Annotated in this window: 20 protein-coding genes; 13 read left to right on the top strand and 7 right to left on the bottom strand. The window is 45.0% G+C overall.

Translation table 11 applies throughout. The annotated features are described in order from the left end of the window. Positions 1-53: 53 nt before the first annotated feature. From carB to H8K32_RS06540, 3 genes are all read right to left on the bottom strand, one after another. Positions 54-3,272 carry a carbamoyl-phosphate synthase large subunit gene (gene carB, locus H8K32_RS06550; RefSeq protein ID WP_186911674.1) on the bottom strand — a complete coding sequence of 1,073 codons (3,219 nt, stop codon included), beginning with the start codon at positions 3,270-3,272 and terminating at the stop codon, positions 54-56. Between the two features lie 5 nt (positions 3,273-3,277). Continuing rightward, on the bottom strand, positions 3,278-4,444 hold the full coding sequence (carA, locus tag H8K32_RS06545; RefSeq protein WP_186911699.1) for a glutamine-hydrolyzing carbamoyl-phosphate synthase small subunit: 1,167 nt from the start codon (positions 4,442-4,444) through the stop codon (positions 3,278-3,280). Positions 4,445-4,759: 315 nt separating this feature from the next. Continuing rightward, entirely contained in the window at positions 4,760-5,167 is a 408-nt protein-coding gene (locus H8K32_RS06540; RefSeq protein WP_186911673.1) for a GlcG/HbpS family heme-binding protein, read from the bottom strand. Between the two features lie 185 nt (positions 5,168-5,352). Between H8K32_RS06540 and H8K32_RS06535 the strand changes: the two genes are divergently transcribed. Beyond that, positions 5,353-5,895, top strand: a complete 543-nt coding sequence (locus tag H8K32_RS06535; RefSeq protein WP_186911672.1) for a C40 family peptidase — start codon at positions 5,353-5,355, stop codon at positions 5,893-5,895. Between the two features lie 88 nt (positions 5,896-5,983). Here H8K32_RS06535 and H8K32_RS06530 read toward each other — a convergent pair whose 3' ends face one another. Beyond that, positions 5,984-7,012, bottom strand: coding sequence for a patatin-like phospholipase family protein (locus tag H8K32_RS06530; protein WP_186911671.1), 1,029 nt, complete (start codon positions 7,010-7,012; stop codon positions 5,984-5,986). Between the two features lie 343 nt (positions 7,013-7,355). On the opposite strand from H8K32_RS06530, the gene H8K32_RS06525 reads away from it, so the two are divergent. Both H8K32_RS06525 and H8K32_RS06520 read left to right on the top strand, forming a co-directional pair. Next, on the top strand, positions 7,356-9,428 hold the full coding sequence (locus tag H8K32_RS06525) for a bifunctional 2',3'-cyclic-nucleotide 2'-phosphodiesterase/3'-nucleotidase (RefSeq protein ID WP_186911670.1): 2,073 nt from the start codon (positions 7,356-7,358) through the stop codon (positions 9,426-9,428). Positions 9,429-9,524: 96 nt separating this feature from the next. Beyond that, entirely contained in the window at positions 9,525-10,265 is a 741-nt protein-coding gene (locus H8K32_RS06520) for a tetratricopeptide repeat protein (protein ID WP_186911669.1), read from the top strand. Positions 10,266-10,412: 147 nt separating this feature from the next. On the opposite strand, the gene H8K32_RS06515 is transcribed toward H8K32_RS06520, so the two are convergent. Continuing rightward, positions 10,413-11,774 carry a DUF3422 family protein gene (locus tag H8K32_RS06515; RefSeq protein ID WP_186911668.1) on the bottom strand — a complete coding sequence of 454 codons (1,362 nt, stop codon included), beginning with the start codon at positions 11,772-11,774 and terminating at the stop codon, positions 10,413-10,415. 126 nt (positions 11,775-11,900) lie between these two features. Continuing rightward, positions 11,901-12,449: a transcription elongation factor GreB gene (greB, locus tag H8K32_RS06510; protein WP_186911667.1), complete on the bottom strand. Its 549-nt coding sequence runs from the start codon at positions 12,447-12,449 to the stop codon at positions 11,901-11,903. A 298-nt stretch (positions 12,450-12,747) separates the two neighbouring features. Here greB and H8K32_RS06505 point away from each other — a divergent pair, with 298 nt between their 5' ends. The 10 genes from H8K32_RS06505 (at position 12,748) to H8K32_RS06460 (ending at position 23,200) form a co-directional block, all read left to right on the top strand. Then, positions 12,748-13,395, top strand: a complete 648-nt coding sequence (locus H8K32_RS06505) for a response regulator (RefSeq protein ID WP_186911666.1) — start codon at positions 12,748-12,750, stop codon at positions 13,393-13,395. A gap of 28 nt (positions 13,396-13,423) precedes the next feature. After that, a complete protein-coding gene (locus H8K32_RS06500; protein WP_186911665.1) occupies positions 13,424-15,103 on the top strand; it encodes a GGDEF domain-containing protein in 1,680 nt (559 codons plus the stop codon). A gap of 616 nt (positions 15,104-15,719) precedes the next feature. Further along, positions 15,720-17,519, top strand: coding sequence for a flagellin N-terminal helical domain-containing protein (locus H8K32_RS06495; protein ID WP_186911664.1), 1,800 nt, complete (start codon positions 15,720-15,722; stop codon positions 17,517-17,519). A gap of 82 nt (positions 17,520-17,601) precedes the next feature. Then, positions 17,602-17,985, top strand: coding sequence for a flagellar protein FlaG (locus H8K32_RS06490; RefSeq protein WP_186911663.1), 384 nt, complete (start codon positions 17,602-17,604; stop codon positions 17,983-17,985). Positions 17,986-18,136: 151 nt separating this feature from the next. Continuing rightward, positions 18,137-20,152 carry a flagellar filament capping protein FliD gene (gene fliD / locus H8K32_RS06485; protein WP_186911662.1) on the top strand — a complete coding sequence of 672 codons (2,016 nt, stop codon included), beginning with the start codon at positions 18,137-18,139 and terminating at the stop codon, positions 20,150-20,152. Between the two features lie 26 nt (positions 20,153-20,178). Then, positions 20,179-20,652, top strand: coding sequence for a flagellar export chaperone FliS (gene fliS / locus H8K32_RS06480; RefSeq protein ID WP_186911661.1), 474 nt, complete (start codon positions 20,179-20,181; stop codon positions 20,650-20,652). Between the two features lie 6 nt (positions 20,653-20,658). Next, positions 20,659-20,994, top strand: coding sequence for a flagellar protein FliT (locus H8K32_RS06475; protein WP_186911660.1), 336 nt, complete (start codon positions 20,659-20,661; stop codon positions 20,992-20,994). A 3-nt stretch (positions 20,995-20,997) separates the two neighbouring features. After that, complete coding sequence (fliK, locus tag H8K32_RS06470) at positions 20,998-22,095, top strand: flagellar hook-length control protein FliK (protein ID WP_186911659.1); 1,098 nt, start codon at positions 20,998-21,000, stop codon at positions 22,093-22,095. After that, the gene (locus H8K32_RS06465) at positions 22,079-22,429 is read left to right on the top strand and encodes an EscU/YscU/HrcU family type III secretion system export apparatus switch protein (RefSeq protein WP_186911658.1); all 351 of its coding nucleotides are present in this window, start codon (positions 22,079-22,081) and stop codon (positions 22,427-22,429) included. The genes fliK and H8K32_RS06465 overlap by 17 nt, the downstream gene beginning before the upstream one ends. Positions 22,430-22,441: 12 nt before the next feature. Beyond that, positions 22,442-23,200 (top strand): flagellar brake protein, encoded by a 759-nt coding sequence (locus tag H8K32_RS06460; protein ID WP_186911657.1) that lies wholly within the window; start codon positions 22,442-22,444, stop codon positions 23,198-23,200. A gap of 21 nt (positions 23,201-23,221) precedes the next feature. Here the strand turns inward: H8K32_RS06460 and fliE are convergent, their stop codons facing one another. Continuing rightward, positions 23,222-23,578, bottom strand: a complete 357-nt coding sequence (gene fliE / locus H8K32_RS06455) for a flagellar hook-basal body complex protein FliE (RefSeq protein ID WP_186911656.1) — start codon at positions 23,576-23,578, stop codon at positions 23,222-23,224. Positions 23,579-23,710 lie beyond the last annotated feature (132 nt).

The raw sequence follows: 23,710 nt of genomic DNA, 5'->3' as shown, positions 1-23,710 counted from the left end.
GTATCAAAGATTCAACATCGACAAACTCACATTTGCCGACACTGTGTTTTTTATCAGTTTAAAGTCTTATGCAGACCTTGTAAATCATAAACATTCAATTCGCTTAAATGACGCATACCTTCCACCGCTGCTTCAGCGCCAGCGATAGTCGTGAACGTCGTTGCGCGAGCAATCAGAGCCGATGTGCGAATCGCGCGCGAATCAACAATCGCGTTGCGTTTTTCTTCTACCGTATTAATTACCAGAGCGATTTCATTGTTTTTGATCATATCAACCACATGCGGACGACCTTCAACCACTTTGTTGACGATCGTCACCGGAACTCCAGCTGCTGAAATCGCCGCTGCGGTACCGCGAGTTGCAACCACAGTGAAGCCCAACTCAACCAGATCCTTTGCCACTTTGACTGCACGCGGCTTGTCACTGTTTTTGATACTGAGGAATACTTTGCCAGAAGTTGGCAATTTTACACCAGCACCTAATTGGGATTTAACGAAAGCTTCACCGAAGGTTTTGCCAACACCCATGACTTCACCAGTCGATTTCATCTCAGGTCCGAGAATCGTATCAACACCAGGGAACTTCACAAACGGGAACACCGCTTCTTTGACGCTGAAGTAAGGCGGCACAACTTCTGCGCCAATACCCTGAGAATCAAGGGATTGACCGACCATACAACGTGCCGCGATCTTCGCCAGTTGCAAGCCTGTTGCCTTAGAAACGTAGGGAACAGTACGTGAAGCACGTGGGTTCACTTCCAACACGAACACTACGTCTTTACCATCTTGCTGCTGAATCGCGAACTGCACATTCATCAAACCAACAACATTCAAGCCTTTTGCCATCAAAGCAGTCTGACGCTTCAGTTCAGCGATCGTTTCTTGTGACAACGAATATGGCGGCAGTGAACATGCGGAGTCACCGGAGTGCACACCAGCTTGCTCGATATGCTCCATCACGCCACCAATGAACGTACGCTCACCGTCAGACAAGCAATCAACGTCAACTTCGATTGCATCATTCAGGAAGCGATCGAGCAACACAGGCGAGTCATGAGAAACTTTAACTGCTTCGCGCATGTAACGCTCAAGATCACGCTGCTCATGCACGATTTCCATCGCACGGCCACCAAGTACGTAAGATGGGCGAACCACCAATGGGTAACCAATTTCTTGCGCCAATACCAAGGCATCTGCCTCAGTACGTGCAGTACGATTTGGTGGTTGACGCAAGCCTAAGTCTTGTAACATTTTTTGGAAACGTTCACGATCTTCAGCTGCATCAATCATGTCTGGCGATGTACCAACGATAGGTACACCGTTCGCCTCCAGATCCAGCGCCAATTTCAAAGGCGTCTGACCACCGTATTGAACGATCACACCGACTGGCTTTTCTTTGTCGACGATTTCTAATACATCTTCCAATGTCAACGGCTCAAAGTACAAACGATCTGAGGTGTCATAGTCAGTGGAAACAGTTTCTGGATTGCAGTTGACCATAATGGTTTCGTAACCATCTTCGCGCATCGCAAATGCGGCGTGAACGCAGCAATAATCGAACTCAATACCCTGACCAATACGGTTTGGACCACCACCCAATACCATGATCTTTTTCTTATCAGTCGGCTGTGATTCGCACTCATCTTCATACGTGGAATACATGTAGGCTGTGTTCGTCGCAAATTCACCTGCACAGGTATCAACACGCTTATAGACCGGACGCACGTTCATTGCGCGGCGCATGTCACGAATCACGGTATCTGTCGTACGCAATAATTTTGCCAGGCGACGATCAGAGAAACCTTTTTGTTTCAGTTTCAACATCATGTCTTTGTCGATGCTAGCCAACTCTTGCTCATCCAACCACAATTCGATATCAACGATATCTTTGATTTGTACCAGGAACCATGGATCAATGTGCGTCAATTGATGCACTTCATCCAAAGTAAAGCCCTGCGCAAACGCATCGCCAACGTACCAGATACGATCTGGGCCTGGTTCGCCCAATTCTTTTTCCAGTGTTTGACGATCCTGCGTTTTTTCATTCATGCCATCAACACCGACTTCCAGTCCGCGCAGGGCTTTTTGGAAGGACTCCTGGAAGGTGCGGCCAATCGCCATCACTTCGCCAACGGATTTCATTTGGGTAGTCAAGCGGTTATCTGCTTGCGGAAATTTTTCGAACGCGAAACGAGGAATTTTGGTTACAACATAATCGATCGATGGCTCAAACGATGCTGGCGTTGCGCTGCCAGTGATTTCGTTACGTAATTCATCGAGCGTAAAGCCCACTGCTAACTTGGCAGCGATCTTCGCAATCGGGAAACCAGTTGCTTTGGATGCCAGCGCGGATGAACGCGATACGCGTGGATTCATCTCGATGACGATCATACGACCATCAGCAGGATTAACCGAGAACTGTACGTTAGAGCCGCCAGTATCCACACCAATCTCGCGCAATACCGCCAAAGAGGCGTTACGCATGATTTGGTATTCTTTGTCTGTCAGCGTCTGCGCTGGAGCAACGGTAATCGAGTCACCCGTGTGCACGCCCATCGGATCCAAGTTTTCGATAGAACAAACGATGATGCAGTTATCCGCCTTATCGCGAACCACTTCCATCTCGTATTCTTTCCAGCCGATCAGAGATTCCTCGATCAGCAATTCGTTGGTTGGGGATGCTTCCAGACCGCGCTTGCAAATGGTTTCAAATTCTTCTGGGTTGTACGCAATACCACCACCAGTGCCACCCATTGTAAATGAAGGACGGATAATAACTGGGAAGCCAACATCTTTTTGCACTGTCCAGGCTTCATCCATGGAATGTGCAACGCCGGAACGCGCAGAGCCAAGACCAATTTTGGTCATCGCATTTTTGAATTTGAGACGATCTTCTGCTTTATCGATGGCTTCTGGTGAAGCGCCAATCAATTCGCAGTTGTATTTTGTCAGCACGCCATTACGATGCAGATCGAGTGCGCAATTGAGCGCCGTCTGACCACCCATGGTCGGCAGGATCGCATCTGGACGTTCTTTGTCAATAATACGCTCAACCACTTGCCAGGTGATTGGCTCGATGTAAGTCACATCAGCCATTTCCGGATCCGTCATGATGGTCGCTGGATTACTATTGACCAAAATAACGCGATATCCCTCTTCACGCAACGCTTTACACGCTTGCGCACCAGAGTAATCGAACTCACACGCCTGGCCAATGATGATAGGACCAGCGCCGATAATTAAGATGCTTTTTATGTCGGTACGTTTTGGCATTTTTATTATTCTCCTGTTTTAGCCTGTGATTTTGCTGCACTCATCAGTGCCGTAAAGCGATCAAACAAGTACGCAATATCATGCGGACCTGGCGATGCTTCAGGATGGCCTTGGAAGCAGAACGCTGGTTTATCGGTGCGAGCGAAACCCTGCAAAGAACCATCAAACAAAGATACATGCGTCACCCGGCAATTTGCTGGCAAAGATGCAGCATCCACCGCAAAACCGTGATTCTGCGAAGTGATCAACACTTGCTTAGTATCCAGATCTTGTACCGGATGATTTGCACCATGATGACCAAACTTCATCTTCAGCGTTTTAGCACCAGAAGCCAACGCCATGATTTGATGACCAAGGCAAATACCGAAAGTAGGAATGCCTTTTTCTATCAATTCTTTTGCCGCAGCAATGGCGTAATCGCATGGCTCAGGATCCCCGGGGCCGTTCGACAGAAATACGCCATCTGGATTTAACGCCAACACATCGGCCGCACTAGACTGCGCAGGCAACACTGTAACTTTACAACCGCGTTCCGCCAGCATGCGCAAGATATTACGCTTAACACCGAAGTCAAAAGCGACAACATGGAATTGTGGGTTCGACAGTTGGCCATAACCTTGACCGAGCACCCACTCAGCTTCAGTCCATTCATAGGACTGGGTAGAGGAAACCACTTTTGCTAAATCCATGCCTGACAAGCCGGGGAAAGATTTTGCCAGAGCAATCGCTTTTTCAGCATCTTTACCGACCAGTATTGCACCACCCTGAGCACCTTTTTCACGCAAGATACGCGTCAATTTGCGGGTGTCAATACCAGCAATTGCAACGATATTTTGGGAAATGAGATAGTCAGAGAGGGATTGTTCGGAGCGGAAATTGGAGACCAGCATTGGTAAATCTTTGATGATTAAACCTGCCGCATGAATTTTTTCAGACTCAACGTCTTCAGAATTAATGCCAGTATTACCAATATGCGGGTAAGTCAGCGTTACGATTTGAGAACTATAACTAGGATCAGTCAGAATTTCCTGATAGCCTGTCATGGAAGTATTAAAAACAACTTCACCAACTGTATGACCGGTAGCACCGATAGAATAGCCAGTAAATATTGTTCCATCGGCGAGAGCTAAAATAGCGGTACTCTGACCGGAACGAAGAAGGGACTGCGGAATGGGCAGCAAGGGCAACTCCTGTATTGTTACCGCCGCTGCGACGCCCCAAGCTGTCGTTTTTCACACAAGCCGAACGGATGCCGTGCGACCTGAAAAAAGATGATGGAGCGATGTGGAATTGGGTAGGCGCTACGGCGAGATTTCGAATTAGTTAAACCCTCGAATTATAGCCCAAAAACCCCTACCAGGCAATCGAAAACAGGTCAAAATCAGAGCCAAATTTAAAGGTCGGACACTTAAACTCAAAGAACACATCACACCGGAGAGTGGATCACAATCAGAAATGATAACCCACCCTATATCAACCCACTACTCTCAGAGTCCTAAAGCGGCGATACCAGCTTTCGCAATTTGAGCATCTTCCGCAGACTTCACACCAGACACGCCAACTGCCCCAACACAATAACCATCAACCATCACCGGAACACCGCCCTCGAGCATACCTTCAATCAATGGCGCACTTAAAAAAGAAAAACGACCATTATTAATAATATCCTCATAAATTTTTGACTCGCGCTTACCAAGCGCAGCAGTAGTTGCTTTCGCTGGGGCAATATGCGCAGAAATTGGCGCCACACCATCTAAACGTTGCAACCACATCAGATGACCGCCATCATCCACAATAGCGATAACTACCGCCCAGTTATTTGCCAGCGCTTCAGCCTCAGCCGCTGCAGCAATTTTTTTTACATCTTCGAGGGTAAGTATAGGTTTAGTTTGCATCATTAGCTCCCTTTTTAACGGTGCGGCGATTGTACGCGATGACCAAAAACTTGAGTGTAAAAAGTGTTTTAATTAAAATAAATTACTTTAAATCTATACGTTTAAACAAGGCTTATTTAACCTAAAGGTTTACATTGTTTAAAACTTCGCTTAAAGTGAAGCGGTTTTATTTCCTGAGTGCAAAGATGCTAACAAACGTTTCCCAAATAAAAAGAAATGCCAAATTAGTCCTTATCGCGGCCATTTTTCAAGTCGCCGCCAGCACCCAAGCATGGGCAAATGACAACCCATTCCCGGAATCCTCTACCGCCTATAGCAAATTACAAGAAATCAGACAACGCGCCTCCGATTTAACACTGAAGGCGATGGATTTCATGGGCATACGCTACAAACGTGGTGGCAATACACCTGAAAACGGGCTCGACTGCAGTGGCTTTGTGCGCCTCGTTTTCAAAGATGCCGTAGGAGAAAACTTACCACGCACGGCCGCCGAAATCAGCCGCGTCGGCGAAAATGTTGACCAAAAAGATTTACAGCCAGGCGATCTGGTGTTTTACAACACATTAAAACGTGGCTTTTCACATGTAGGAATCTACCTGGGCGACAATAAATTTATCCACTCTCCTTCTGCAGGTGGACAGGTTCGGGTTGAGAGCATGGATCTCGCGTACTGGAAAAAGCGTTTTAACGGCGCACGCCGCATCAATGAAGATGCAAGCAAACAGTAAAACGTACGATCCAAATCGAATCTAATCTAATCGGGGAATGTAACAACTCCTTTTAGCCAACTCAAGCTATCACATTACAGCATCACCCTCAATGCTCCTGCATGGCTTTCAACTTTTGCTTCAATTCAGGAATTGCAGCCATAGCTGCACGCTCGCCCGCTAATATTGCTAAATTTCTTCCGGCAAAATCACTACCCTTCATATTAGACAATTCTGGTCGTATCACTACGTCAGCCTGCTTAAGCTCATATTGATTGATACTCTGCCCCATGATGGTTACCGTTTGCAATAGAATGTCTATCGTACTACTGCCATTTTGACCTTCTGGTTGCTGAGAAATATTCACCGCAATCACTAAATCAGCCCCCATATCCCGTGCGAATTTCACTGGAACTGGCGCCACTAAGCCACCATCAACATATTGCCTACCACCAATAGCAACAGGCTGAAAAACAGCTGGCACCGCTGAAGATGCACGCACAGCCGCCCCCGTATTTCCACGCTGAAATAAAACCGCCTTACCCGTTGATAAATCTGTTGCGACTGCGCCGAAAGGCTTTTTTAACTTTTCTATAGCAAGCTGTCCAACCATACGATTGACATATGCCTGCAAAGCATCGCCTTTTAACACACCGCTTGATTTGGCAAACATAGGCAACGACCAATCGGAAATCGTTGCCTCATCCATTTCCAATGCCATCTTTTGCAAAGCAAAACCATTATTTCCCGCGGCGTACATAGAGCCAACCACACTACCCGCACTGGTGCCGACAATAATGTCAGGATAAATTCCTTGCGATTCGAGTGCTTTGATCACGCCTATGTGCGCAAATCCACGCGCCGCCCCACCACCTAAAGCCAAGCCAATTTTAACTGTTCTTGGGGCTTTTATTGGCGTCACCGCTGGTATAACTGGGGCAGCAACCTGCTCGGGTGCGTTGGCACAAGCACTAAGGACAAGTAAAAATGCACAAGCGGACAAGCGAGCGGACACCTTGAGCGGCGAAAAAATCGCCAATATTTGCTGAGGAAGGTCTCTAATTCGCAACGCAAATAAACGACCACGCGAATCTTTTAAACAACCGACTTTGCGACTTAAGTTGCGAACACGAAACATAAAATTACCGTAAAAAAAAGGAAGATTCTGAAATTTAGTCAACAAAGACTGATGCCGGATTATAGAGGTGAACAGTAGAAATTGCTGGTAAAAAAGCAGAAACTTTACAATGCTTTCAAATAAAAATATTCACGCTATTTAAAGTACCTTTTTGAAATTAAAAAATCATTTAAACTTTTTTAACATTTTATTCTATTATCAAAAATAACTTATTTTTTGTCATCAAGCTGAAACATTAGATGCAGATAATTGCGCAGCTTTCATGTATTTGAAGCAATTCATTTTCAAAAAAATTATTTTAACTTAATGCGCAAACGATTGCGCACCTACTAAAAGAGAAAATATGAAGAACACCACGTGGTTGCCATCACTTACCGTTCTAGCCCTCGCAGCTTGCGGAAGCAGCACCCCCTCCCCGCAAATTCCAGAAGGCACCACGTTAAAAGTGGCACTTTTGGAAACAACGGATTTGCACCAAAATGTACGTAGTTATGATTATTACGCTTTGAAGGACGACCCAACATTCGGTCTGGAGCGCACATCTACATTGATCAGTGGTGCCCGCCAGGAAAATCCGAACAATGTTTTACTTGATGATGGCGACAATATTCAAGGTACTCTGTTAGGTGACTATCAAGCGGTCGCATCACCAGTACCTTGCAACAGCACAATGGGTATTCATAAAGTCATGAATGCCCTCAAATTTGACGGTGGTGGTGTCGGCAATCATGAGTTCAATTACGGCTTGGGCTTTCTAAGTCAAATCACCAATACTAACTTTGGCATAACAGGCATCACGGCACCAAACAACTGCGGCGCACCATCCTACCCAGTTGTGTTAGCAAACGTGGTTAACGCCACAACACAAGCACCAATTTTCAATCCATACTCCATCATTCCGAAGAAATTCAGCGCAACCGCTCCTGACGGAACAACATTAAGTGTGACGCTGAACGTAGGCATTATGGGCTTCGTTCCACCGCAGATCTTAGATTGGGATCAACAGAATTTAGCTGGCAAGGTTGCCGTAAATGGCGTTGTCGAATCAGCGAATAAATACGTTCCGGAAATGCGCAGCAAAGGTGCCGATCTTATCGTCGCTCTGTCACATGGCGGTCTGGACGCGGCTCAATACAGCCCAAAAATGGAAAATGGTAGCCTTTATCTGAGTACAACCGGCATTGATGCCTTGATGCTTGGACACTCCCACCTGGCATTCCCATTGCCAAAAGAAGCGCCTGCGAACCCAGCAAAGCCATTTGTAATTGACGCGACACTTGCGAACTTACCAGGTGTCGATACCGTTAAAGGCCTGGTCAACGGCATCCCTGCTGTGATGGCTGAAAGCTGGGGCAAACGCTTGGGCATTATCCAAATGGTGTTGAAATACCAAGGTGGCAAATGGGTAATTCAAAAGGATCAGACAAATGTCGAAGCCCGTGGCTTAAAATATGTTGATGGCATTAATCCAGTGGCCGCTGACCCAGCAATTACAGCTTTGATCGACCCAGAACATCAGGCCACTATCGCGTATGCAACGCAATCGTTAGGCGCGACTACTGATTTTGAAATGCAAACTTACTTTGCGATGTTGGGTGATTCCAGCGCACTGCAAATCGTTAATCAAGCACAGATAGACTATGTAAAGAACTTCATTGCAAACTCAAAAGATGCAACGCTTGCTAGCTATAAGTCGATCCCAGTTATCTCTTGCGCAGCGCCATTCAAAGCAGGTCGCAATGGATTATCTGATTTTACTGACGTAGCACCAAAAGCAAGTTCAGCAGCACCCGTCACACTGCAAGTTCGTGATCCAGGTAACCTGTATTTATATGGCAACAACACTGTACAAGCTGTGAAGATCAAAGGTTCAGATCTGAAAAAATGGTTAGAAACAACAGCTAGCCAATTTACCCAGATCAACCCTAGCTCAACAGCAGATCAGAACCTGTTAACCGAAGTATTTCCGGTGTACAACTACGACGTATTTTATGCAACTGGCAATGCTTTGCAATACACAATCGACGTCAGAAACCCTGTAAATAGCCGCATTGCTTCATTGACATATTTAGGAAAACCGGTCGCAGATACTGACGACTTCATTGTTGCCACCAATAATTATCGTGCAAGTGGCGGTGGCGGCTTCCCTGGTATCGATGGCAGCAAAACGATCATCAGCTCGCCAGATGCTAACCAAGCGGTTGTCAGCAAGTATATTTCTACTCTGAAGACTGTTACCAAGAAAAATAACGGCTCTGATCGTAGCTGGAGCTTTGTTAAATTTCCAACCGCAGGTGCAGTCTATTTAAATTCCGCTCCAGGAAAAACATCACTCGCACCTTCGAACGTCATCAGTGAAGGTTCAACGCCAGACGCAAAAGGCCGGGTGCGATACGGAATCGATTTAAGCAAATAAGCTTAAAAAAGACTGTACTCTGCTCATGACTTAAATTGAGTGATCATAGCGTGCTCTCATTTATTTGAGGGCACGCTTATTTTAGTTCTACAGATAATGCAAACAATTTTACATTTAATAGCTTTAATACTCATTCCACTCACAATCAGCGCCTGCAACCCACCAGTCAAGCAAAATCCGACTAACGCTGAAATTGAATCCATGGGAATACTAGCGTTGCAGAGCCAGCAACAAGACGCGATCCGAACGTTGACATCCTGGGCAATGCAAGGAAACGCAATTGCGCAAAGAGAATTAGCGATAACACTTGCAGCAAATAAAGACAAACAAAAAGAAGCGGCTGATTGGTTCAAAAAAGCAGCCGAAGGTGGCGACGCTGGCGCCCAATTCTTTTACGCAGAAGCAAATTACAAATCCAAATTAGGATTAAAGCAAAATTATACTGAAGCGTGGAAATGGTACGCAGGCGCATCGCGCCAAAATAATGATAAAGCAAGCTTCATGCTATCTCGCATGTGTAAATATGGGGAAGGCGTACCGCTTAATTTGGAACAATCGATACATTGGTTACAGGTAGCAAGCGAACAAGGCAACGCACAAGCCATGTTTTTACTCTCAAACGCCTATACTCGTGGAGAAGGTATTACTAAAGACCCTGCCCTTGCTCATCATTGGTTAGAGCTTTCAGCAAAAGGAGATTTCCCACCAGCTATTCAAGCGTTAGCCATGGAATTGACTGATAAAGCAAATGCGACCGAAGCTGAAAAAGATCACGCTCGCCATTTACTCAAAGAAGCAAATGACGAACGCAAGATGCACTGGAATCAATATCAATAATTACACCACGTCAATCTAATAATTTAACAATCTGATAATCTGATAATCTGATGGAAAATTGGCGCCTGATTTCAGAACCCTTCAATCCTATCCGCAACCCAATCAAATTGAGATCTGGCAATGTTCAAATTGAAGCGGTTCATCGTTCTAATTTAATTTTTTATGCATACGCCGCAAATTTAACCACACAGCAACAGCAATCACAGGAATCAACAATCCCGTCACCAACTCTGGATTGAGCGCAACCCCGATCGCTTTTAAGCCTTTGCCCAAATAAAGCACCAAACCCGCGAGATAATAACTAATGGCAGCAACAGACAAACCTTCAACGGCTTGCTGCAGCCTTAGCTGTTGGGCAGCGCGTAAATTTAAACTTTGCAATATTCTCCGGTTTTGCTGCTCCTGAACAATCCCAACCCGAGTGCGCAATAAATCATTGGTATGGGCTATCCTTGCCGCCAATGCTTCTTGCCTGTGGACGACGGACTCGCAAGTTTGCATCGCCGGAGCAAGACGCCTATCCATAAACTCGGCAATCGTTGGAATGCCTTCAATCCGAACTTCCCTCAACTCTTCAATGCGTGCATTGACCAGACTAAAATAAGCTTTAGAAGCAGAAAAACGGTAGCTATTTTCCAGCGCTAATTTTTCAAGCCGAGCAGCAAGACCTATGATTTGTCGCAGCACATCTTGTTCGGCATCGGTATCAGACAATTCACCAAGTCCGTCTACACCACCTCTTACAACCATATCAGAGGTCAACTTTACCAATTCATTTTCTATGCTATTTAAAACTGGCACCGCCGCTTGCGCCTGAGGCAAGCCGAGCAAAGCCATCATCCGATAAGTTTCAATTTCTAAAATTCTTTGTACGATACGACCAGGTTGCTGCTCAAGAAAACCAAAATCTTTGACAATAAAGCGACTAAAACCATCCGCCTTAATTAAAAAATCTGTCCAGACTTCGCCACGAGAAATGACTTCGCTACCGACCAATAACGCACCGTCAAAAACACTACGCATCGCAGCCGCGTCTCCGCGCCCATATAATTGGGCGGGTAATAAAGCGATGTGTGCAGCAACCATGACTTTACCATCAAGGGCTGACAACCATTGTTGGGGCACGTGGCGCAAGGGATTTTTTTCGAATCCATCCACGCTAAAAACCGACTTACTCACCCCTTGGAGCTCTTCAGCACCATTTTCCAAAAAAGAATAGGTAGCAAATTCCGTATGGCACTCCCATTTCAATCGAAAGTGACCAAAATCATGGAAAAAATATTTTGCCTCCACGCCAGGACAAGCGACACCAAAATATTGACAGAAATCAGCCAATATCGACAATTGCGTTTCAGCATTATCCCCTGCAATTTTGGCATCACTGCGCGCAAATACTGCGATATGCGTCAGCATTTCTGGCGACTGCAAACGCAAAGATGGTCTGGAATGCACTTCAGCAGCGAGAGGAATGCGCAGCGGATGGTTAATGAGCATCGAATTAAGTGCCATAGCGTTCACCAAAATTTAACAGCATGCACAACAAGATGCCTGAAATAAGCGACACGCCGATGACAAGCATCAGCCCAACCTGCAACGCTCCGATCAGACATCATGGCAGAATAGCCTAGTATTCGCTTATTCCGGATAGATCACATCAAGTATCGTCAGCTCATCAACACCGTTGGGCGTCTTAAGAATCACCGTATCACCAATCCTGCTTTTTGTCAGTGCTCTGGCGACTGGCGCGATCCAGCTGATACGACCTTGCAATGGGTCAAATTCATCCACACCGACGATGGTAATAGTCACTTCATCCCCATTCAAATTCTCATAAACCACAGTAGCGCCAAAAAAAACCTGATCCGACCCATGATGCACACGCGGATCAACAACTTCAGCAATATCAAGGCGTTTACTCAAAAAACGAATACGCCGATCTATTTCTCTCAAACGTCGTTTTCCATAAATATAATCACCGTTTTCTGAGCGATCACCGTTTGAGGCGGCCCAAGAGACAATATTAACGACCTCCGGACGCTCAACATCAATCAAGCGCAAAAATTCTTCCTTCATGGATTGATGGCCTTGAGGTGTCATATAGTTTTTTGCCCCAGCAGGTATTGCCGGTGCAGAAACATCATCTTCGTCGTCCGACTCTGATTCTTTAACAAACGCTTTACTCATTTTTTACATTCTATTCAAGCAGATCAAATAAATTCGCATCTTCTCACCGTATCTATAGCATCCCTTATAGAATAATGTTTTTTGAGCTTCACCTATGCTAGGAAATGAAAAACATCATCATTTGTATAGGCAGAGAGCTAATGCCAGATAATTTTATTATGACGAAGCAAATGAGTAAAAAAAAACGAAGATTGCTGAATCATAAAAAGATCGGCATTACTCTAGGGACATTCAAGATATAGTGCGGCAGGCACATTGTATGCCACAGTACTGATATGACATAGAAATGGAATTGTGCATGACCGAATTTTCTTCGATTAAACTCATCGTGGTCGACGACCATACAGTGGTAAGGGAAGGCATTAAAAGTATTATCAGCGCTACGCAAGATATTGGCGTGGTGGCTGAGACAGGATCGGGGCTCGATGCTATCCGCTTGTCACGACAACACGATTATAAAGTGATGCTGCTTGACATCGCTTTAGGTGACAAAAACGGCATCGAAGTGTTAAAGCAGATCAAAGCCGAGAAACCTGAAGTTCAAGTGCTTATGTTTTCGATCTATCGTGAAGATCAATATGCAATTCGATCACTCAAAGCTGGCGCCTCGGGATATTTGAACAAACAATGCAGCAAAGAAGACCTTGTAAATGCGATTCGCCAGGTCGCAAGCGGTCTTAAATATATCAGTCCACAATTGGCTCAAGAATTAGCTAACAACCTGAATCAGGAGCATGAAGACGCGTTACACAAAACTTTATCTGATCGCGAGTTCCAAACGATGACGATGATTGCCTCAGGGAAATCAGTTAGCGATATTGCCAAAGATTTGTCTTTATCTGTAAAAACCATTAGCGAATATCGCTCAAGAATTCTCTTAAAGATGAAATTACGTCACAACGCAGAGCTTACACATTACGCAATTAAGAATCAGCTGGTAGACTAGATGCATCAACCTTAGCTGGCGGCGCAAAATGTCAAACAAACCGAATAACCCGCAACTTAAAAGTCCAACTGATATTGCTCGTGAAACGTTTCGTCAATTGGCAATACAGCGAGTTGCGCCAACGCCTGATGCATATCAGAAACTATATAATGAAATTGCGGGAATCACGACTACCAGTCAAAATGCAATTTCACCTGCAAAAATCGATGATCCAGTTGCCGCTGAGCCGTCTGCGGCAGAAAACTTGCTATCTAGCTTTGCGACAAGTCTGCAAAATTCCAAAGGAGAACTTTCAACCTTTGGCTATCGTTTTAGTCGTGCCGCAAAGAGCGGCAATTGGGAAGAATACAGCAAAACATTGGAGCTTTTAACCGAGCACATTACGGCACCGCCGCCACCTGCAGCGCCCGCGCCAAAAACAATGAGCCTGGTAGATCCGATACCGGCGCCGCCAAGCAATAGTACTTCTATCCCTTTAGTTGATTTACCGTCTGTCGATGACCCACGTCAAAAATTGCTCAAGGATCTTCTCTACCGGACTTTATCCCTCGCACTATGTGCCGTACTAAAACCGACCTCACCCGCTCTGGCTAGTGAATCTGAAGCACTAGGAATGGCAGTAAAAGAAGCTGAATCAGAGAGTTCGTTCAATCTATTGGCTTCACGCCTCAAGCAATTGTGCTTCCAAATCGAACTACAAAGTGGCGATAGCGCAGAACAACAAGAATTGCTGTTGCGACTATTTCATTTGCTCCTGTCCAACATTCACGACTTACTTGACAATGACAATTGGCTGCGAGGCCAGATTGAAGTCGTACAAAATTTGATTGCAGGCCCTATCGACCACCGGGCATTGCAAGAAGCGACGCGTAGCCTTAAAGAAGTTATCTACAAGCAAGGTGCACTCAAAAACACATTGGTTGAATCGAAAAATTCAGTCAAAAACATGATGACAGCGTTCGTCGACAGACTTGACGTCATGGTTCACAGCACCGATGCGTATCAGCACAAAATGGATGATTACGCGATTGAGATTAGCACAGCGAAAGATACCGGTCAGGTGAGCCGCATCATTGGCAATATTCTGGAAGAAACACGTACCGTTCAATCTGAGGCCGTCAGATCACGCGACATCATTGTTGCCGCACAAAAAGAAGTCGTCGAAGCCGAAATCAAGATTAAAGACCTCGAAAACAAACTTGCCCAAATGAGCGAGTTAGTCCGCGAAGATCAATTAACCGGTAGTTTGAACCGCCGCGGCATGGATGATATTTTTGAACGCGAAGCGGATCGCGCCGACCGTCGCAATACGCCATTATGCGTCGCTCTATTGGATCTGGATAATTTCAAAAAACTCAATGACACTCATGGACATGCAGCGGGTGACGAGGCCCTGATACACCTGGTACGTATCGTAAAGCAAACCCTGCGCTCTATTGACGTCATTGCACGCTATGGTGGCGAAGAGTTTGTCATTATCATGCCTGAAACTCAACTTGAGGAAGCATCGCAGGCAATGGTAAGAGTGCAACGCGAGTTGACTAAGCACTTCTTTACGGCTGATGAGAAACGCTTATTCATCACATTCAGCGCCGGTGTTGCACTGCGCGCGCCACGTGAGACACAAGAAGCCTTGATCAAACGAGCGGACAAAGCAATGTATTCAGCGAAACAGTCAGGGAAAAATCGGGTTGCGATGGCGGATTAGTCCGCCGGCATTACTTAAAAGAAAAATCCCTTCACGCTTGCATGTGGGGTACATGAAATTTGATCCTACCAACGAAGAATTAATTTTCCGTGAATACTTCAATAAAGCGAGCTTCTTGGCAACTGCAAAAGATAATCTCTCCAGTTGAACACTGTTGAGAGTACATTCAATAATACGCAAATATATCGACTTCTGTTTACATCCGCCTGATCATTTTACATGGCTCATCGGACAATGGGTTCAAACCACATGACGGACACTAAATTCAAGGTAGATATCATCCGCGGATGCATTGCCAGACAATCATGACTCAGATGTTTAAGAAGCAACACTCTCCGTAATTCATCGACTAAAAAGTTGCCAATGCCTTCCAAAAAGGTCAATACGAACCCATAAAAGAATGTGCGTTAAGCCCTAAAGTATTTAAAAATGCTGCCGTGTAGCGGGGAAAATTTAAAAACTTAAGCAAAAAAAATAATATTTATTTGCAGAAATGTCCTAAACGTTTTTAAGACTTGACCGTAACCCTAAACAACGGCGGTGCAACAGTCATCAGGACAGACCAAAGTTTGAGGCTTAAACCCCGATTTAAATAACTTAGGCAAGGAGTATTAAAATGTCTTCATTCATCAATACCAACATCGCATCGATGGTTGCGCAAAACAACCTGAACACGTCTCAATCTTCGCTGCAAACTGCGATGCAACGTCTGTCTTCCGGTTTGCGTATTAACTCTGCAAAAGATGACGCTGCAGGTCTGGCAATTTCTCAACGTATGACTTCACAGCTGGGCGGTCAAAACCAAGCTGCACGTAACGCGAACGACGGTATCTCTTTAGCGCAAACTGCTGAGGGCGACTTATCTCAAATCGGTTCTAACTTGCAACGTATTCGTGACTTGGCCGTACAAGCAGCCAATGGCACAAACAGCGCATCTGATCGTGCGGCTCTGAATAACGAAGCAAGCCAATTGATCTCAGAGATCAACCGCGTTGCTAGCACATCAAACTTCAACGGCGTTAACTTGTTGGATGGCTCTTTCTCTAACCAAACTTTCCAGGTTGGCGCTAACGGTACTTCTAACGATCAAATCACGATCGGTACAATCTCAAGCGCAAAATCAAGTGCATTGGGTGTTGGCTCCGGTTCTAGCTATACATCATCTCTGGCTAGTACAGCAACTGCCACTGACGCTGTTGGCGCTGGTAGCTTGGTTCTCAATGGTGTAAGTATCGGCGGAACAGCTTCTGATGGTGTTTCCTTCAAAAACGGTACTGGTAGTGCAATCGCAAAAGCTGCCGCAATCAACCAATCGACAGGTAGCACAGGCATCACCGCGACAGCTCAAGCGAACGTAATTGGCGGTACAACAGCCACTACATTTGCTGCACTTGCTGCTGGCGATATTAAAATTAATGGCGTTGATATTGGCGCAATTGCAGGTGGTACGGCAGTACCAGATCATGCCGCAGCCGTTGCAGCTGCAATCAATAAAGTATCAACTCAATCTGGCGTGACAGCAACCTACGACACCACAAGTGGCGCTGTAAGCTTGAACGCAGCAGATGGTAGAAATATTACCATCGAAAAATCTGGGAATGCAGGTGCAAATGATGTCAACACTGGTCTGACTACCGGTTTTGCAGCTGTTACAGCCGGCGTTACTACGATTGCCGCCAAGTTAACTCTCACATCAACTAACTCTAATGGTATCCAAGTAGCGAATGGTGCTCAGACCCAAGTTGTTGGTGGCGCAGCAGCAACAGTATCAACCAATCTTGTTGCTGGTGACCTGACAATTAATGGTTTCGACATTGGAGCAGTCAAGGGTGCCGCAACTTTAAGCCAACAGGGACAAAACGTAGCAGACGCAATCAACGCCATTACATCAAAAACCGGTGTATCTGCCACAACATCCGCAGCTGGTATCATCAAGCTTACTTCATTAACAGGCGCTTCAATCACTACAGTTGCTACTGCCAATGGTCTTGCAGGTTCGGGTTTTGCAGCAGCAACAACAACAACAGCGGCAGGCGCAAGTACTGCAGCAACTAGCGTTGGTTTGAGTTTAACTGCTGTTACAGCGACAACAACGGTTGGTGCTGGCTTGTCCTCCCTTGATTTAAGCAGTGCTTCAGGTGCAACCTCCGCCTTGGCGACGATCGATGCAGCATTATCCTCAGTCAATGGTTCACGTGCATCATTGGGTGCATTCCAAAACCGCTTTACTTCAGCTGTGACTAGTTTGCAGACTTCACAAACAAACTTAGCCGCATCTCGTAGCCGTATTCAAGATGCTGACTTTGCGTCAGAAACAGCAAATATGACACGTGCTCAAGTATTACAACAAGCTGGTACTGCGATTCTGGCTCAAGCTAACCAACAACCTAACGGCGTTCTCGCTCTGTTACGTTAATTAATAGCTTAAAAAGCCAATGAAGTAGAACATTCCCCTGATCATCGTTGATCAGGGGAATATTACATTGAAGGACAAGATCATGGACATACCTTCTATAGGAAGCGCAACGCCTCCCGGATTGATCGCCGTCGATAAAAATACTGCCACGCCAGGCACAGCCTCACCTGTCAGTAATACAAATACAGCTCAGAGTTCAGCGCCTGCAGTAACATCGGAAACTGAGACAAAAAAGCCGACTGACCCAAGCCAATTAAATAAAGCAATTGGCGATATCAATAAAACCCTACAAGATCGCGGGCAAGATGTACGTTTTAGTGTCGACCAAAGTAGCAAGCGCGTGGTGGTAAAAATCGTCGATCAAAGCACCAATAAAGTACTGCGCCAGATTCCAACGGAACAAGCACTTGAAATTTCTCAATCTTTGGATAAATTACAGGGATTGCTTATTAAGCAGGAAGCCTGAAGTAAGCTAAAGTAGAACGAGACCGATGTTTATAGGAATGTACATAAGTTTTAAGGCTTATTTTTAAATATAGCGGGGAAATACCCCTCTGTCATACAAATTGGAACCCCGCCAGATTTGATACAGTAAGGGCTAGCAAAGGAGAACTATTGTGTCCGTATCTTCAATCGGCGTCGCTTCAGGATTGCCTCTGGATAGCATTATTAGTAAATTAATGGCTATTGAGAGTCAACCTCTGACTGCAATCCAACAAAAGCAAGCCAGTTACAATTCTGATGTAACCGCCTACGGCGCACTCAGTGGTGTAATCAGTGCCTTTCAAAGTTCCTTAACGACCTTAAGCAACCCTGCAACTTTTAGCAACCTAACTGCCACCTCTGGTGATAACGCGATTGTCAGTGCTTCGACATCCAGTGTAGCAACTGCCGGCACCTACAATGTGAATGTGACTCAGCTAGCACAAGGACAATCAATCTCCAGCGCAGGCCAAACGTCCACAACCAACACAATAGGCACTGGTCAAAGTACTACTGTCACTTTTCAGTTCGGTACCATCAGCGGTGGAACTTCGAGCAATGGGGTGTATACAGGCGCTACGTTCACCCAAGATGCAACTCAATCAACAGGTTCAATTACAATCAATAGTAGTAATAATTCTCTGCAAGGTATTCGCGATACCATTAACAATGCGAACATAGGCGTCAAGGCATCTATTATCGGCGATGGAAGTGCAACACCTTACCACCTTGTTTTCGCCTCAAACAGCACAGGTGCGACCTCAAGCATGAAAATTAGTGTCAGTGGTGATACTGCCCTTCAGGGATTGCTTTCTAACGACCCATCTGGCACACAGAATTTCAAAGAGATTAATGCTGGTCAAAGTGCAAATCTAACCATTAACGGAATTGCGGTTTCCAGCAACACAAATAGCGTGAGCTCTTCCATCCAAGGTGTAACCTTAAAATTAGGTAAGGTTGGTACCACGTCCGTTAGTATTGCGGCAAACACTACTGCAGTAACCACTGCCGTAAATTCTTTCGTTACGGCCTATAACAATATTAACAGCACCATTGCACAGCTCACGTCGTATAACACAACTACCAAGGCTGCGGGTGCTCTATTAGGCGATCCAACAGTAGCTACGGTACAGAACCAACTCCGCAGCACCCTTAGTAATGCAGTCACCGGGCTTGGTGGTAATTTTACCTACCTTGCACAAATCGGTATTACGTTTCAAAAAGATGGGTCTCTCGCCGCGGATGCCGGCAAACTACAGACCGCTTTGACAAATAACTTTACCGATGTCGGTGGTTTGTTTGCAGCAGTAGGTCAATCGACCGACAGTCTTACGAGACAAGTAGGTTCAACAGCAAATACCAAGGCCGGCAATTATGCATTAAATATAACGCAAATTGCTACCCAGGGTTCGTTAGTCGGCAATCTAAATCTAAATAGCACGACGACCACAATTGCAGCAAACACTGCGATTAATGTTAACTTGGATGGTGTTTCCGCGTCTGTGAACCTGCCCGCCGGCACTTATAATGCGACACAACTAGCGTCACTGGTACAGTCTTCGATAAATGGCACATCTACTCTATCAGCGGGTGGATTATCAGTAGTCGCATCGATTGATAGTAATGGTTATCTCAACTTAAGTTCCGGTAGCTATGGCAGCAAATCCGTTATTAGTCTCGCAAACGGAACTGGCACCAATATTTCAGCATTAACTGGTACAGCATTTGCAGGCTTCGCGGGTAAAGATGTTGCTGGCACACTCAATGGCATAGTTGCGACAGGTAACGGTCAAATTCTTACTGGTGCAAGTGGCTCTGCGTCAGACGGTTTGCAGGTGATTGTAAATGGCGGCGCCACCGGATCCCGTGGAACGGTATATTTCTCCCAAGGCTTTGCTTACAAACTAAATAGCGTCGTTAATAGCGTTATCGGTACAGGTGGATTAATTCCCAACGCAATCTCAGGATTTAACAATACGCTAAAAGATTTAAAAAAACAGACTGATACGCTGAACGCCCAACTAACAGTAAAACAGGCCGCGTATCAAGCGCAGTATAGTGCACTTGATACTTTAGTTGCCAGCCTTCAGTCCAGATCAAGTTTTTTAACGTCACAAATTGGCATCCTTAATGGCTCTACCAATAAATGATTTTAGTCAATCGTAAAGGACTAAGTATGTTTGGCTCATCGAAATTATACGGCGCAAATGCGTACACCAAAATTAGTGAGGAAACCGGTGTAATGGCGGCCGATCCGCACAAGCTAATTGTTATGCTGTTCGACGGCGCAATCATTGCGATTGGCAATGCGATTCAGCAAATGAAAAACAATGAAATCGCAAAAAAAGGCAAATCCATTTCGCACGCCATATCTATTATTGACAATGGATTGAGAGCCAGCCTGGATAAGGATGCAGGTGGAGAAATTGCGCTTAATCTTGATGCACTTTATGAATACATGAGCCGCGAATTGCTCTTGGCGAACGCAGGAAACAAAGAAGAAAAAATGCTAGAAGTTCAAAGCTTGTTACGCGATTTAAAAACGACCTGGGAGGCAATCAATCCAGCAGCTCAAGTACAAGCTACACCTCCACAAGCAATGAATATCGACCCATTACAATCAAAACAAACCCACGCATTTGAGGCCTGATTCAGCATGGAAAGCATAGAACTTATCTCTTTATATGAAAATGTGGCAGTCATTACCGATCAGATGCTGCGTGCGGCGCGTGAGCGAGATTGGGAGCTACTTTGCCAATTGGAATCCAATTGCAGCTCGACCGTTGCGATCATTCAAAAAAATGAAATACCTGTTCCTCTCACACCAGAATTGAGAGAGCAAAAAATTCGCATGATTAAAAAAATTCTGGCGGATGATAAAGAAATTCGCGACATCACGGAACCCTGGATGGCTGAGTTAGCGGATCTTATTAAAAGCAACAGTACATCGCGTAAGCTGAACCAGGCTTACGGAGCCGCAAAAACCTTCTAAAACATGTCGAACCGCCTTGATAGCACTAATAACCTCATCGGAACTATTGAGGCGAGTTCCCTAACCACGCTAGCAAAATCAGCAAAGCAGCAACTACTTTTAAATCTGGGCGAGCCAGGTGACGCCAAAGATGTCAAAGGACAAGTTCTGGCTAAACTAGCTGATGGAAGTTATCAGGTTCAAATTGGAAAAGTAGTCGCAAACATCTCTTTGCAAAAAGAAAGTCAGATCGGTGACATCGTCGACATTCGAATTAATCCCTCTAGTATTCCAGAGGAAGCAGGCAAAGCCACCGAAACGTCAACCCTGACAACTGGAAAATCTCTGACGAACGCCGCCAGCGAAATAAAAGCGGCTCAGTACCAGCAAGCAGGCACAAACAACAATCCAAACTTAGGCAGCCAACAAAGTAGCGTTACTGTATTGAGCAACTTCAGCAAGCTCATCGACATCCTGCTGAGACCCAGCGAAAACCGACAAAGCTTACATGCAAGCACCTCCAAGCCAATGCTAACCGAACTCACTGAGCTTCAAGATACACAAAAAGTGAGTACGTTATTACATAAAGAGATTTCAACCAGTGGTGTGTTTTATGAATCGCACTTAGCCGACTGGGTCGAAGGAAAAAAAACAATTGTCGACTTGTCATTGGAACCTCAATCACAACTTCCTACACTTGATAATAGCTATGCAGGTTTAAAAACTGGCGAAAATAGCCCCTACAAAGAACTAACGCAAATTATTCAACAGCAGTTTCACACACTGGAAAACAATAGTCTGCGCTGGCAGGGTGAACTCATTGCCGGACAAAAGATAGAATTTGAAATCCGACGCGACAACCCTCAAAAAAAACCAAACCAACCCAAAGACAACAATGAAACATATTGGCAAAGTGAAGTGCGCTTTACGCTGCCGTCACTTGGGGCTGTGGCAACAAAAATTCAGTTATCCGGCAATCATCTAAGCGTAACAATTGATACTGACTTAGAAGCAACAGAAAAAGCGCTGAGGGCACACGCCCCTGAATTTGCAATCAGTATGAACGCAATCGGCACAACATTAGATAGCTTTACGGTCAAATACCATGACAACGACGAATAACACCGCAAATAAAAATGCCGTTGCCATTGCCTATGAAACCGGCGCCAGCGCCCCAAAAGTAGTTGCCAAAGGCAAAGGTTTGGTTGCAGAAACTATTATCGCCAAAGCAAAAGAATGCGGTATTCATGTTCATGAGTCAAAAGAGTTGGTATCATTACTAATGAAGGTCGATTTAGACAAAGATATTCCACCCACGCTCTACCGTGTGGTTGCAGAACTTCTTGCTTGGCTTTACCATATTGACAAAGAAAAATCAGAAGACAATATTGGGGCAAATAAAACAGACTTACCTCCCAGCATTTCATTCGTACCAACAAACTTTGACGAAAAATAATTAAGCTGAATTATGCAAATTTCACCAACACTGGGGACCGAAAACCAAAGTCCTTATCAGGTAGATTCCCGAAGAGAAATTATCTCTTTACTCAAGGGGCTGCGTGATAGCAATCAACTTATCAGTATGCTAATCCATAGTGGTAGTGAAGTTTTTATTACGTCCATTTTGGATATCGATGAAGAAAACAATCTGATGATCGTCGATAGTGCGCCGGGAAAACTTGCTAATCAAAGAATCGTCGAAGCGCCACGCGTTTCGTTCGAAGGTTTATTGGATAAAATTGGCATCCAATTTTCTAGTGCGAACTTAGAACTGATCGATTTTGAAAATCGCCCTGCTTTGCAATTTGCGATTCCACCAAACCTGATCAGGTTACAGCGCCGTGAATACTATAGAATCAATACACCTTTATCGACTCCGATCAAGGTGAGCATGCCAGTAGATATTGATGGAAAACTAGAAATCATCAAATTTAGCCTGGTCGACATTAGCTGCGGTGGAGTTGCAATACTTGATGAGAAAAAAGTACTCGATTGCTCTGCTGGAAAAACATTCGAGCATTGCAAATTAGATCTTCCTACTGTCGGCTTGGTAGACATTACTTTGCAAATTAGAAATCATCAAGAATTGGTTCTGTTAAATGGAAAATCCAATCGTCGGATTGGATGTCAATTTATTAACTTATCTAATTCAGTTCTCTCTAACATTCAAAGATATATTATGAAGTTAGAAAGAGAACGTAATGCCAAAATGACTGGCATAGGCTAATTCGCTACTTGAACATCAAAATTAAACTTGCATGTTCATGATGTCGTTATAGGCAGTCACTAGCTTATTTCGTGCCTGAACAGTCGTTTGAAATGAAATACTGGCCTTCTGCATAGATATCATCACGTCGGCCAGACTCACCTTATCATCACCGAGTGCAAATTGCTCCCCCAGTTTTTGTGAGTCAGTTTGCACTTTATTAACGTGATCCAACGACGCTTTTAGTGCGTCAGCAAAATTCAACTTTGAAGTATTCGGTGACTCCGCGCCCATGACATGGGGTGCGACACCCGAACTTTGCTCCATTTTTGCAGCAACTGTTTTCAATTGTGCAACCATCGCATCTATCTGACTGCGGTCTATGCCTGCAATACCCATATATCCTCCTACCAACCTAAAATTATCACAAGCATTACATTACCATTGACGGCAATGTGCATTTGCCCAATAAGAGCCGATAAACGGGCTTTTATCGGAAGATTGAAATTGCAAAACAGGTCCAAAATAAAC

Origin of the sequence: Cognatundibacterium jejuense, from assembly GCF_014284255.1 — a bacterium.
In the GTDB taxonomy this organism is placed as follows: domain Bacteria; phylum Pseudomonadota; class Gammaproteobacteria; order Burkholderiales; family Burkholderiaceae_D; genus Undibacterium; species Undibacterium jejuense.
Note: the sequence above shows the minus strand (reverse complement) of the source record. Positions and strands in the feature narration are given on the sequence as shown.

Bases quoted from the DNA above. Each gene is read 5' to 3' on its own strand.
- carB (WP_186911674.1), bottom strand. From the start codon at position 3,272: ATGCCAAAACGTACCGACATAAAAAGCATCTTAATTATCGGCGCTGGT.
- H8K32_RS06540 (WP_186911673.1), bottom strand. From the start codon at position 5,167: ATGCAAACTAAACCTATACTTACCCTCGAAGATGTAAAAAAAATTGCT.
- H8K32_RS06535 (WP_186911672.1), top strand. From the start codon at position 5,353: ATGCTAACAAACGTTTCCCAAATAAAAAGAAATGCCAAATTAGTCCTT.
- H8K32_RS06530 (WP_186911671.1), bottom strand. From the start codon at position 7,012: ATGTTTCGTGTTCGCAACTTAAGTCGCAAAGTCGGTTGTTTAAAAGAT.
- H8K32_RS06525 (WP_186911670.1), top strand. From the start codon at position 7,356: ATGAAGAACACCACGTGGTTGCCATCACTTACCGTTCTAGCCCTCGCA.
- H8K32_RS06520 (WP_186911669.1), top strand. From the start codon at position 9,525: ATGCAAACAATTTTACATTTAATAGCTTTAATACTCATTCCACTCACA.
- H8K32_RS06515 (WP_186911668.1), bottom strand. From the start codon at position 11,774: ATGGCACTTAATTCGATGCTCATTAACCATCCGCTGCGCATTCCTCTC.
- greB (WP_186911667.1), bottom strand. From the start codon at position 12,449: ATGAGTAAAGCGTTTGTTAAAGAATCAGAGTCGGACGACGAAGATGAT.
- H8K32_RS06505 (WP_186911666.1), top strand. From the start codon at position 12,748: ATGACCGAATTTTCTTCGATTAAACTCATCGTGGTCGACGACCATACA.
- H8K32_RS06500 (WP_186911665.1), top strand. From the start codon at position 13,424: ATGTCAAACAAACCGAATAACCCGCAACTTAAAAGTCCAACTGATATT.
- H8K32_RS06495 (WP_186911664.1), top strand. From the start codon at position 15,720: ATGTCTTCATTCATCAATACCAACATCGCATCGATGGTTGCGCAAAAC.
- H8K32_RS06490 (WP_186911663.1), top strand. From the start codon at position 17,602: ATGGACATACCTTCTATAGGAAGCGCAACGCCTCCCGGATTGATCGCC.
- fliS (WP_186911661.1), top strand. From the start codon at position 20,179: ATGTTTGGCTCATCGAAATTATACGGCGCAAATGCGTACACCAAAATT.
- H8K32_RS06475 (WP_186911660.1), top strand. From the start codon at position 20,659: ATGGAAAGCATAGAACTTATCTCTTTATATGAAAATGTGGCAGTCATT.
- fliK (WP_186911659.1), top strand. From the start codon at position 20,998: ATGTCGAACCGCCTTGATAGCACTAATAACCTCATCGGAACTATTGAG.
- H8K32_RS06465 (WP_186911658.1), top strand. From the start codon at position 22,079: ATGACAACGACGAATAACACCGCAAATAAAAATGCCGTTGCCATTGCC.
- H8K32_RS06460 (WP_186911657.1), top strand. From the start codon at position 22,442: ATGCAAATTTCACCAACACTGGGGACCGAAAACCAAAGTCCTTATCAG.
- fliE (WP_186911656.1), bottom strand. From the start codon at position 23,578: ATGGGTATTGCAGGCATAGACCGCAGTCAGATAGATGCGATGGTTGCA.